At 55.5% G+C, this 12081-nt stretch carries 8 protein-coding genes; 2 read left to right on the top strand and 6 right to left on the bottom strand.

The window, feature by feature from the left end; all coding sequences use genetic code 11:
- Positions 1 to 8: 8 nt before the first annotated feature.
- The 3 genes from HG15A2_RS23410 to HG15A2_RS23400 form a co-directional block, all read right to left on the bottom strand.
- Complete coding sequence (locus tag HG15A2_RS23410; RefSeq protein ID WP_145063792.1) at positions 9 to 2714, bottom strand: beta strand repeat-containing protein; 2706 nt, start codon at positions 2712 to 2714, stop codon at positions 9 to 11.
- Positions 2715 to 2913: 199 nt separating this feature from the next.
- The gene (locus tag HG15A2_RS23405) at positions 2914 to 3876 is read right to left on the bottom strand and encodes a collagen-binding domain-containing protein (RefSeq protein ID WP_145063791.1); all 963 of its coding nucleotides are present in this window, start codon (positions 3874 to 3876) and stop codon (positions 2914 to 2916) included.
- A gap of 166 nt (positions 3877 to 4042) precedes the next feature.
- Positions 4043 to 6262, bottom strand: a complete 2220-nt coding sequence (locus HG15A2_RS23400; protein ID WP_145063789.1) for a hypothetical protein — start codon at positions 6260 to 6262, stop codon at positions 4043 to 4045.
- A gap of 582 nt (positions 6263 to 6844) precedes the next feature.
- Between HG15A2_RS23400 and HG15A2_RS23395 the strand changes: the two genes are divergently transcribed.
- Both HG15A2_RS23395 and HG15A2_RS23390 read left to right on the top strand, forming a co-directional pair.
- Positions 6845 to 7579 (top strand): hypothetical protein, encoded by a 735-nt coding sequence (locus HG15A2_RS23395; RefSeq protein WP_145063788.1) that lies wholly within the window; start codon positions 6845 to 6847, stop codon positions 7577 to 7579.
- A 77-nt stretch (positions 7580 to 7656) separates the two neighbouring features.
- A complete protein-coding gene (locus tag HG15A2_RS23390) occupies positions 7657 to 9456 on the top strand; it encodes a HEAT repeat domain-containing protein (RefSeq protein ID WP_145063787.1) in 1800 nt (599 codons plus the stop codon).
- 25 nt (positions 9457 to 9481) lie between these two features.
- On the opposite strand, the gene HG15A2_RS23385 is transcribed toward HG15A2_RS23390, so the two are convergent.
- The 3 genes from HG15A2_RS23385 to HG15A2_RS23375 form a co-directional block, all read right to left on the bottom strand.
- On the bottom strand, positions 9482 to 10129 hold the full coding sequence (locus tag HG15A2_RS23385; RefSeq protein WP_145063786.1) for a hypothetical protein: 648 nt from the start codon (positions 10127 to 10129) through the stop codon (positions 9482 to 9484).
- Between the two features lie 128 nt (positions 10130 to 10257).
- Entirely contained in the window at positions 10258 to 11022 is a 765-nt protein-coding gene (locus HG15A2_RS23380) for a phytochelatin synthase family protein (protein ID WP_218932201.1), read from the bottom strand.
- A gap of 96 nt (positions 11023 to 11118) precedes the next feature.
- Positions 11119 to 12036 (bottom strand): diacylglycerol/lipid kinase family protein, encoded by a 918-nt coding sequence (locus HG15A2_RS23375; RefSeq protein ID WP_218932200.1) that lies wholly within the window; start codon positions 12034 to 12036, stop codon positions 11119 to 11121.
- Between the last annotated feature and the right edge of the window lie 45 nt (positions 12037 to 12081).

The following is a 12081-nucleotide window of genomic DNA, read 5'->3' as shown; positions in this document are numbered from 1 at the left end:
TATTCTGATTAGACCCGTGCGGAGTTCCGCAAGCAAGGAAATAGCGATAGGCCCAGTAATAGCAGACCTATAGCAGCCGGTTCCGGCACTTGTGACGAGTAGGCAAACGACGACGAACCGCTCCCGTACTCTGTCTGCCATGTCGGAATGAGCGAAGAGTTATCACGCTGCAACGCGAGGAAGTCCGCACCATCGACATCGCCATCCGGTTCGGTGTCTGCGACTAGGCCGGCCATTGTGAACAGCGAAATATCGCCACCTGCGTAAGTAATGAATAAATCCGTACCGCCAAAGGTTCCGACGACATCGCCTTCGGTGTGCCCTTCGATCAGCCCCGTCAGCGAGCCCGTGACGTTGAGAATGTCGAACGTTTGCCCTGGCGCGAGTGTGAAGCCATTGATTAGGAACACGTCGAGAAAACCGTCGAGCGTCACATCACCGGTCACATCGATCACGTCGAATTCTGTTTCTGGTGTGGTGCCACCGATTTCGACTTGAAATCGGCCACTTGGGTCGAAGTCAAGATTGCCGTCAATCGTTAGCTTGCCCGTGTTGGAACCCGCATTGTTTGCGGGAGCAATGACACCTGAAAGCGTGGTAGTCGGTGCGTCGACTGTGCCATTGCCGCGTAGGTCGCCCAGGACTACTACCGCGGCGGCGTTGATCGTGCCGCCGCTGCTGAGTCTCGCTGTGCTGCCATTCCAGATTTTCACGCGATTGTTCACCGTCAGCGTGCCTTCCACAAACAATTGTCCACTCCCTCCCAACGCCGTATCGCTGCCACCCACGAACACCGAACCGTTGTCAGGTCCAGAGTCATTAACCGTCCATGTACCGAAGTTAACGCCCGCAAACGAAGTGCCGCCGGTCTTGGCAATGAACACGGTTCCGGACGATATCGTGCCGCCCATGTCGGCGGTGGCGTCCCCCTCGTTGCCGACGGTAAACGTACCAGTCGTGGTAAATGTTGCGGAGCCAAACATATCCAGCGTGCCCGTGCTGCCCAATTCGACCGCCAAATCGGTGGGGCCATTGATGGTGACTGTCGAATTGCCAGAGATATCCAGCAAACCGCTACCCAGATTGCCCACGGTGAGTGCCGTCAACGTTCCGCCGATTGAAGACGATCCGCCGTCCTCGAACGATTCGATATAGATCGACCCGTCGCTGTCGGCCTGATTGCCGACGACAATGAATTCCAACACCGTCACAGCGGAATCCGCGATGTATAGCTCGTTGAATGCATCGCCTCCACTTTCATGGCCGACAATCAGCTGCCCCAGCACGTCGAGCGCCGAATCCTCACGGACTTCGACATAGCCTTCGCTCGTTGATTTGTCAGCAATGACCATCGTACCAGTCGTGAGCGTACTCGCGCCATCGACATAGACTTCGCCGTAGCCTTCGCCACCTACTGTGGTGTGCTGGACAAACGCTTCGCTCTGGTTGAAGACTTCCAACGTACCGTCGGCTTCTTCATCCTTGCCAAGGATGATGGGGATGTCAAAAGCTTCAAGATAGGAAAATTCGTCCGAGACGCGGACGGTGCCGAAGGAACCCGCCGCTTCGCCGATATAGAGATACGGATCGCCAGTGTTCACGGTGTCATCGATGTACAGCCTTCCGCCATCTGTCAATTCCACGGTACCGAATCCCTGTTGGCCAACGACGAGCGCGTCGGTAACGTGCCACTCGGCGCTGGGACCATCGATCAAAATATTGCCCGTTGCGCTCGAACCAAAACCGACGATCGCGGGAGCGTCAGTATCGATGATCGAATCGACAAATCCATCATCGGTAATCGTCATTGTCCCGATGCCGTCGCCGCCGACGATGATCTCGCCCACGGTGGTAACCACGCCGGTGCCGGAAACGTTGAGATCACCCTCGCTACCGGTGAAGCGGGCAATCGAGAGTGCGGGGTTCGCGAGTCCGTTGTCGCTGGTGGTGAACGACCCGCTCGAGATGTTGAGGATACCTGTGCCACTGAGGCCGAGATTGGTTTGAAACTGATTGTTGACGGTTGCGTCGCCACTGATATTGAGCGTGCCGTACCCCGTGGAGTCGAAGCCAATGTTCAAGCCCGCCCCCGAGGCGCCCCCGCTGGTTTCGAGGTGGCCCTGATCCAGGACGTGGACCACCCCCGTGCCTTCCCCACCCAGGGAGAGTCCGCCGGTAGCGGTGTAGCTACTATCGATGCCCGTAACGGTGAGCGTGCCGTTGCCGGCTGGATTCAACCCGATGACGGTTGCTGCCGAGCCGCCTGAAATTCCTTGCGACGTGCCCGTAGCCCCATCGGAGAAAGTGAGCGAGCTAGCACCGAAAGGACCGATCGCCACGACCGACCCCGCGTTGAGCGCCGCGCTGCTGCCATCGAATGTGGCGCTTCCAGCGGACGACATCGGGCCAATGATGACAGCGGGGGCTAACAGAGAACCTGTCGGCGAAATCGCACCCGTGAACGTCACATCGCTGACGGCCACATCCAAACGAAGCGCCGTGCCATTGCCGCTGACGGTGAACGACGAGCCCGCTTGAAACAGCGCGTTGTCAGCGCTCGTGGGCGGACCGCCGGTGGGAGACCATTGGTTTGCATTGGAGAACGCGCCAGCGGTTCCGTTCCAAGAAAAATCTGTTTGGGCGGAAGCAGTCCCAAGTGGCAACCAGCAGAAAACAAACAGTATGGCGCAGCAAAAGCACCTGACAATCAACATACGACACCTCCGAGCAGGAATCGATTAGGTAGCTGGGCATTGCGCGCAACTGCCTTGGTGTGTGCCGCTCATCGCTATTCCGTTGCGACCCGTCCACATTACGGATCGCCGCAATCAAGTTACGCTCGTGAGAAGTGCGAGTCAAAGGAAAATAGCAGAAAAATACTGGCTTGCCACTCGGAAGTAGGGGTGAGCGAATTCACAGGGCTGTACCCCGCGGCTTGCGCCGGGTGCTGATTGCGATGGTAATTGTCGAGAGTAGCAGCAATCCAAGCGAGGACGGTTCGGGAACGCTGACCTCCAGCGTCGGCAGGTGAATTTCTCCATTGAGCACCACGTTGTTCGCCACTACGGTGCCTTCGACTGCCGTGGTTAGGGTCAAATCAGCAGCCGATGCAAAGACCGAGCCCCCGAGTGCATTCAGATTGAGCGTCGTGGCGTCCGGAAAGTAGTAGGCAATACGACTTTGAAACGCCGGGTCGTTGAATTCATTGCTGTTGGGATTCAGCGCGTTGCTGGCTGAGAGATTGGTCCCCGCGATGCGGATGACGTACAGATCCGCGGCTAGGTCGCCGGATAAGTCATAGGTGCCATTGCGGCTGGAGAAGAAATTCGTGGGAAGGTCGAACACCGCGATGCCGTTCGTACCGGGCGTAGCGTTGAACACCAGATTGTTGAAGTCCGAGTCGTCGATTGTCGAGTTGGCCGTGAGGCCGGCAAAGAAGGCGTTCGCTCCGGTGACAGAGTTGTTCACATCCGCGGCAATTCCCGCGACCCCGGCATCGTTGTAAGTGAGGCTGCCACCTCCGTTGGTATTGACCGTTGCCCCGGCATTGGCCGTGCTGACACGGACGTTTGCGCCATTGTTCACGTTTACCGTGCTGAGTAGTTGGCCGCCAATGATCAAACCGTCGTCGTCAGCCAACCCAGAAGTCGAAACGGGACTGTTCAGCCCCGCGGCCATGGTGACGAAATTCTTGGCGTTGCCGCTGACATTCCCCCCGACAAAGGCACGGCCCTCCACTTCACTGTTGCCGGTAAGATTCCCGAGCGCGATAAGATTGAATTCATTGATAGGCCCCGCCACTGCCGTACTAAGCGAACCGACAATCGTGGACAAGGCAACCATGACGCCCAGGGCGCCAATCTGGAAACGTGTCACTAGCTTTCTCCGAGCTGACGCTGATGCCAAATAGGAAACAAAAAATAGAAAAAAAGGTTTGTCTTCGCCAGCAGACAGCGTGCCGAGGACATCTTTAAGAATGACTTCCGTTAGCGGGGCGCCAAACGCGATGCGCTAAACTCCCCGCGATAAGTAGACATTATGCTTATGCGGCACGCCGCGAGCAAGGAAATTGCCGGAGAGCTCCTAAGAACAGACAGAGCAGACAAAAAGTGCCCGGCTCGGGGACTGTTCCGGCCGAAGAGGACGTCGAGGACAGCACGGCCCCCGAACCACTCCCGTACTCCGTCTGCCATGTCGGAATCAGTGAAGGGTTATCACGCTGCAATGCGAGGAAGTCCGCGCCATCGACGTCGCCATCGGGTTCGGTGTCGGCGCTAAGTGCAAAGTTGCCGAGTACACCCAGCGAGAAGAGCCCCTCGTTATTGAGCACGGCCCACGCCATATTGTTCGTAGCATCCACGCCGTACTTGCTCTGGTCGGCAGCGTCGAGCGAGCCGCCCCCGGGTCCAGCTAGGAAGTCTTCGTACGATCCGGCGAAGAACGCGCTACCGGCGCCATTGTCCAAGTTCGCGTCGATGGCGCGAATCCAATCATCACTTCCCGTATCGAACACGAGCAACTCCAGTTGCGCTTCGGTGAAACCGCTTGGCAGGTTGCCGTCGAGATAAGTGAACTGAAGCACATGCAATTGGCTGGTTGCAGAGATTGAAAAATCGAGGTCAACGACACTGGTCGCGAGATCGGCTGACTTGGTTGCATCGCCCTGTTCGGGGTCACTCACCAGCGCCATGCTGACTGTTTGTGCTGTGGACGAATGGCCACCAACGATCGTCGCTGCCGTTGTGGCGTTGTTCACGCCGACTTGCTCAGCAAGGCTGCCGCTGGCTGGCAGGTTTGCCGAATCAGAGAGCGTGTCCGCTAGAGCGAACTCCAGATTCCAAGTAATCGAGGGGACGGGCTGTCTTCCGTTAAGAAAGCTGCCTGCCGCAGAGTTCATTTGTAGATCAATGGTCGCGCTGCCCATGTACGTTTGGGTGAGTCGTCCAAAGCGGCTGAACAGTAGGGATTCCGCGGCGGAGGTGCCTGGGCCAACGAAATCGTCGATCAAGAGGGTACTGCCAGCAAATTGGAAAGGACCAGTGATGCTCCGCCCCGTGACTTCCACGCCGGCACGCAGCGCACCGGCATGAGGTCCAGCAGCCGCATTGGCAAGCGTGAGTTGCCCGCCGCTTTGAACTTGCACGGGATTGGCTGCATTGGAGCTAATCGCTGGGGCGTCGTAGATCTTCAATCCATAGTTAACCGTATTGTCTGGATCACTCGGATCGAGATCGTTGCTGAGCGTTGCTGAAGCGCTATACTCGCCTGATGGGTTGGAAAGGGCTACTTCCTGGAGCGTAATGTTTTGCGTATCTCCAAAGGCGAGAAACTCGCCACTGAATTGGTTGCCCGGCAAGAAGACGGCATCTGAGGTGCCATCAAGCGATGCACTGAATTCCGTATCGCTACCGGTATTGTTAACCACATCGAAACTGAACCTCGAGCTGGAAGTGACCGGCGTATCTTTCAGCCAGCGTGTCGAGAAGCCAGAAAGTAGGGAGTCAGGGTCGTTACTTGCTGGGTACAGTTCTTCCGGTCCATCGAACCCAGTCGCACCACCCCCGTTGATGTCGAGATTATCGATCGCGAATTCACCCACTCCCCCCGGCGTGGAGATCGGGTCCAGGTAGATTGAGAAGCCGGCGATCGCATCGACATCGAAGTTGTCATTCTGTGCGTCGAGTAGATCAAAAGCGATGCTACCTTCCCAACCCTGGAACCCTCCAAACGCTGGACCCGCATTGAAGCTACTATCCAGGTCAAAGTAGAGATAAGCGAAATCGAAATCGTCGTCGTAGACTTCAATCTCAAGAGAATCATAAGCATCTTCTCCAGCAATGGCCCACGCGAAGTCGAACGCGACGGAGTCGGCAGCACCGTTGAAGGTATTAACGAAGTAGGCACCTACCGTAGGAGAGAATGGCTCGGTCGGATTGCCCCACCAGGCTTCGTCTGAGATCAGGCTGCTATTCCCAGCTGCTTGATAAGAAGTGTCGAAGTAAGTGACGTTGCCGCTGTAGTTCTCGATGTTGTTCGTTGCGCCGTCTAGGTCGGGTGCGTGGAAGTTTTCGCCGTTCGGTAGGTCGTTCAATCCCGCAGGCGGAGAGTCAACATCCCAAATAAAGCCGTCGCCGCTGGGACCTGAAGTGAAGGTATAGAAGGCCGTTTGAGCGACAACCTCCGCAGCAGACGAGAGCAAAATAGCAGAGAAAATGACGGCGGCACGGGGGGCCAATCGTCGGGTGTGTCCTGAGTAGCGCATCTTGGCATTCCTCCCAGTTGATCGTTCAAACGTTGATCGTGCGCACGTTGATTCTGTGGACCAACGCGATGATCGGCATTATGCCTGTGTGGCACGCCGCGAGCAAGCTGATGCGGCCAAGCCTGGTAGAATCAGGCTAGCAGTGCCATTCGTTCCTGACATGCTCTGTCGAAAGCCTAGTCGTGTCAGAGAATCATGATTTTGTGAGTAAGCACTCTTAGGTTGATTTCTTTTGATTACGACCAGTAAGAGCCTGCATGTAGAGCTCAGCCCATCGAGCGTTTGATCATACTGTTGACCCAGGCTAGGCCTTGGACTGCTCAAGCCCTGACTTTGCAGTCCTCCTGCGGCACCGGCAGCAACCGTTTGCCCCCCCCTGCAGTATCAACTATGATGCTGGGTAGGTCTAGAATTTCGCAGCTCTGCCTTCGATAGTCTTTCGAGCTACGTTCCGACGTTACGCAGGACAAGATTGGCCGGCTTAACCATGAACCCCGTCAGTGGTCTTTGAGGACCGGTGTGCTGCACGGCAAACGTAGTCAGATTGTTTTTCATTCCGAATCGGCCACCTGGAGCCCCATTATGCTAGTTGCCTATTTCCATGCCGCAGTTGGTGTCGTTGCCCATGTTCGTTCATTAGCGATAGGCGCTTCATTAGCGATGGCGGTCACGGCATGGGGACAAACACAGCCGCCGCCAAGCGCTCCGACCTACCAGGGGTCGGCACCAGCAGAGAATGCAAATGTCTATGGCGGAGGCGGCTGGGGCGGCGGATACCATTCCTCAACGGCCGCCGGTAGCGCCCTGCAAGGCATGAGCTCGGCCATCAGTGCGCAAGGCCAAAAGAACCTCAATGATAGTTTAGCCGCACGCAACCTGACAGCCGCTGCCAGCGCCAGCATTGATAATCACACGAAGTATGTTGAAGCCCAACGCTGGCGCATGGACAGCGACAAACAACGCCAACAACAAGAGGTTGCCGAACGCCAAGCCAAGGCGAGAGTGTTCAATGCCAAGCGTGCACCCCATCCACTCACGCCTCAGCAATACGATCAAACAACGGGAACAGTGGGATGGCCCATGCTGTGTCGAGACGCATCGTACAAATCCTATCAAGAGAAGATTGATGAATTGTTAGTCAAGCGTGCCAAGTACGGCAGCTTGCAAATGGAGGAATTCATGGCGGTCGAAGAGCAAATTAAAGAATGGGTCGCGGCAATAACGTCAGACAAAAACAAATACCCCTTACCAGCCGTGAAGCAAGCGCTCTCCTTTCTCCACTCGCTACACCTCTCTTTAAACGAGCAGTTTGGCTAGCCTGATGGCCCACCTTGTCTCAGGACAAGGTCTCAGGACGAGCCGTATTAGTAACCCCTACATTGAGGCGCGAAAGAATGACGACAATGCGAATCTTGCGATTTCTGGGAATTTCAGCAGCGTGCGTCTGTTGGCTGCAGGCGTCGACGCACAACGCTCCAGCGCAATCAACAACAACCACAAATGTGGCGATTGAGGGTCAGGAAGAATCGCAATCGAAAAGCACGAACAGTACCGCCAATGCGACAGCGGCCGAAATTGATGAACTCATCCGGGGGGGCGCCCGCGACGACGATGCGACGCAACTAATCAACAATGCGTTGGCGGCTTCGTCCGACGCGGTTCGTTGGCGAGCGGCCCGAGCGGCAGGGCTGTTGCGATTGTCCAATCCCGAGATCGTCGCCAAGTTGCAACGCGGTGCAGCAGACAGCAATTGGATCGTGCAAGTGCACTCAATCTCAGCGTTGGCGCAGTCTGGCGACGCTTCAGATGGAACGGTCGATACGCTGACAAACGCGGCGTTGTCGTCCAATCGGCGTGTGCAAGCAGCCGCCATCAGTGCGTTGCGAAATCTAAAAGTTGAACCGATGAAAATTGCGGACACATTGAGCAAAGTGCTCGCCAAGGGCGATGACGCAGTTACGATTCACGCCGTAGAGGTAATAGTCGATGCAGGCGCCAAAGCAACCCCGATATTGCAAGCTTGCCTGAAGGAGCCCAACGCAGCGTCTTGGGCGTTGGTGGCCATCTCCCAGATTGGACCTGAAGCTGCCGGCGCGACGCCGGAACTGGCTGCATTCCTAGAGAGTTGCGGCGACGCAGATGCAATTCCTCAGGCACTGATGGCGCTAGCCGCGATTGGTCCCGCCGCGGAGTCGGCGGAGGCAGGAATTGCGAAGGCGCTAGAGCGCTGGAAAGAAGACCAGTCGGTACAGTTAAGCGGCATTTACGCACTAGGGAGAATAGGTGCTTCCAACTCGGAAAAAGCCCTCGACGCTAGAGCGAATAGCGACGATGCATTTGTCGCTATGGCAGCATCTTGGGCGCTGGCCAAGACAGATCCTGGCAATGAGCAGCTGACGACAACTGCCATCCAACGGCTGGTAGCGGGAATGGAGAGCGAAAACCCAAATATGCGACATGCAGCCGCCCACGGCCTAGCCACCCTCGAGATGCCATCCGGAATGGCAGCGCCCTACTTGATCGAAGCGGCTAAAGATCCGAGAGCAAGGGAGCACGTCGTTAGTGCCCTGGCAAGTTTGGGCGACGAAGTGATCCCGCACGCAAAGAAGGCTCTCGCTAACCCAGACACGCGTGAATTGGCCGTCGAGGTCTTGAGTCGAATGGGCAGTCAAGCGGCAGACGCTGCCGACGCGTTAGTGAGTTGCTTGGACACGGCCAAACCTTCCCTGCGCGTGCAAATCAATCAGGTGTTGGCAGGATTTGGTCCGCAGGCAGCTACGGCGATGGAAGAGCTCGTCGCACAACTCGACTCAAGCAACGCTCACGTGCGTCAGAGTGCTATGCACGCCTTGCGCGAAATCGGCCCGACTGCGAAGCCTGCCAGCGATGCGCTCCTTAAGCACATGGAAAGCATCGACGCAGATTCGTTGGAAGGTCGGTTCGAGCAACTGGCTGCCGCCTGGACGCTTGCCCGAATCGCCTCACGCGATCAAGCGATCATCGACGTGATCCTTCCTAAAATTCGTGATGGTCTCGCCAGTGCATCGGAGCTGGAACGCCTCGAGTCGGTCACCGCGACTGCTGATCTGAGTGAGGCTGGAACGCCGCTCCACAAGACTTTGTCTGAGATGGCAAAATCGGACCCCAGCGCTGCGGTGCGGGACGCTGCGGCGGAGCTTCATCAAGAAGATTAAGCGAACGCACCACCGACGGGTCTAGCTAGCAAGCACGGGTTTTCGACAGAGCAGACCTGCCCCCTTTGTTTCCCTTGTTCGCCCTTCGATGCTGGATGCGTTCGAAGAACAAGATCGTCAGAAAAACTAGGATCGCAATCCCGATAATCACAGCGATCAACAATTTGGGTTTGGCCACGAGACTGAGGAACAGTGTAAACCAAGCTTTGTCATCCATAGCCGTGTCGCCCAGTTGCTTCGCAGAGATCCAAGTCTCTGGGGAAACTCGACGTTGTTCACAATAGTTGGTGAGGTCAGCTTCCGTCATCGGACCAACAAGCTCTGCTGTGCTCTTCTCCAACACCCATACTTCCGCCCCTTCGAACGGAATGCGGGTCCTCCAGTCGTCATGCTTTAAAGCAAGAGCTATGTTCGGCACCGTACATAGCAATAAATGATCGTCGCTGTCGGCATAGCCCACAATCGGCTCATTGTTCGTTTCCCTCAAACCAACGATCTCGACGGTAGGGGGTCGCCTCACGGTTAGCATGCCCGTGTTGCCATGAATTTGGTAACCGCCAGAAATCTCAATCGTGTAGTGATCCCATCCACTAGTGGCCAATGCAGTTGGCTGCAGCGCGAGCATGACAAGCATCATCAAGCAAGCAGTTCGATAGGCACCCCTGATATCCATGTTTGAATAACCCGGCGGACGTTGCGTTTGTTCTGACGAGCTCTACCCGCGATGGGCAAGCCAGCAGTGGCAGCCAGCATTGTCTTCACCAGGAACACCTGAGGCCGGGTGCCATTTTGCACCAACCACTACTCGACTGGTGGCTCGGCAGGAGGTTTCACGTTAATCCATCCTCTTGGAATTCTGCTAACGGGATCCACTGCCGACATCGCGGTAAACATGTCCTCACTTTTGATCCAGGACGTGTTTCTCTTTTCGCTAACCTCGAGTATCAAAACCATTTTCTCTTCTTCATGATAGCCGGCAACAATGGAAAAATGCCCGACGCGCATGCCCGTACCCAAGAGAGACTCGATCGAGAAATTGGTGATCATCAACCCGTCGCTGTTCTTGTCTTTCTTGAGATGTTCCTTGAATAGATCCAATCCAGAATTAAAGGTGTAATGCTTCTCCACGATAAATTGAGGATTGAGTATAGCCAGTATTGTTTGAAGCTCTCGCAAGGTGAGTCCAATTCGACTGACGGTCTCTGGTGGTATAATTTCCCGAACTGCCGGGGAGAAGAAATTGCTTTGGTTCAACGCTTTTGAATTCTTCAACGTGTTGGTGACAATCACGCCCGAGCAGACGCCGCAGTACGCAGGCAACTGTGGTTCCCAATACTTCTTCAACGCATCAAATTTCGAACGATCGATGCTGTTCAATAATTGCTTTCCCCGCTTGGAGTCAAGCTTAATGACCTCCTTCTTCCTCCAGTGGTCTCCAAGAGCCATCCTCGCGAGATCGTCGGGTTGCCCTTCCGCCCGCGAAGTAAGCAGCATGAGTAAGCCCAGGAGGATAAATGTCTTGACGTTCTTATCGCCGTCTGGTTTTTTGATACTTTTAATTCTCATCATTCTTCTCCGTAGTGGTCTTTAACGAACCCAGCGCTGTCCAACACAATAGCTTCTGTGCTATCGTCTCGTTATTTGACTCGCACATCAACAGGCTCACACGCTCGTGGGTCTACGATTATCGACATGGATAAAGATTGCTGCAGGGATCACTTCGACCGAAAAGGGAGTCGACCCTTTCACCTCTCCATCAATATCCAAGGGTTGACCGTCGTCCGCGAGAATTTGAAGCGAACGCGTTTGAAAATACTCGACGCAATCTACCTCAATATGCGAGCCATCAAAGATTTTTCTGAACAAACGGAGCAACTGCCATCTGCTGGCTTCGCGGACAACAACCACATCGAGCATTCCATCATCGGTTCTTGCCCTGGGAGCAAAACGCATCCCGGAACCTACGAAGGAAGTATTGCAAGCAGTCACGAGTAGGAAATCGTCCTCAATCGAGTGATCGTCGAAGATGACTTTGGCGCTCCGTCGTTGGGAGAGCAGGACTTGAGTAAGTCCTGCTAATGCGTAACGAGGTGGTCCGAGGCGCCGTAGTTTTTCCGCGACCCGATTCACTTCGGCGACGACATTCCAGCCGACGAGTGTTGTGCAGTAGTCAACCTGATCGCCTGAAATCACCTTTGCGACATCGAAGGGTTGCACTTCTCCCGAAAGCATGTGACCGATCGCATCCTCAACACCTTTGATCCCAAGGTGTCGCGCGACATCATTTCCAGTCCCTCCGGGAATAATTCCCACAGGAATCGAGAGTTTCTGCTTTCGCTCCATGATTCCGCTTACGACCTCGTGGAACGTGCCGTCGCCCCCGATTGCACAAATCCCCGCGTAGCCTTCCAGACAAGTTTCTTGAGCGATCTGTCGGGCATGGCTTTCTCGCTCCGTCATGCGAATATCTAATTCTATTCCCCGCGGAAGGAGTGCAGACTGAACCTGCTCCAGTACAGAGGTACCACGCTTTTTTCCGCTGTGCGGATTCACAATTGCGAGATACTTTTGCGAGTTCATGCTTGAGCACTCTCCTGGGAAATAAGACTTCTCCGCGCTCGGCAG

Origin of the sequence: Adhaeretor mobilis (assembly GCF_007741515.1) — a bacterium.
Lineage (GTDB): Bacteria > Planctomycetota > Planctomycetia > Pirellulales > Lacipirellulaceae > Adhaeretor > Adhaeretor mobilis.
The sequence above is the reverse complement of the archived record's forward strand: the minus strand, read 5'-3'. Positions and strand labels throughout refer to the sequence as shown.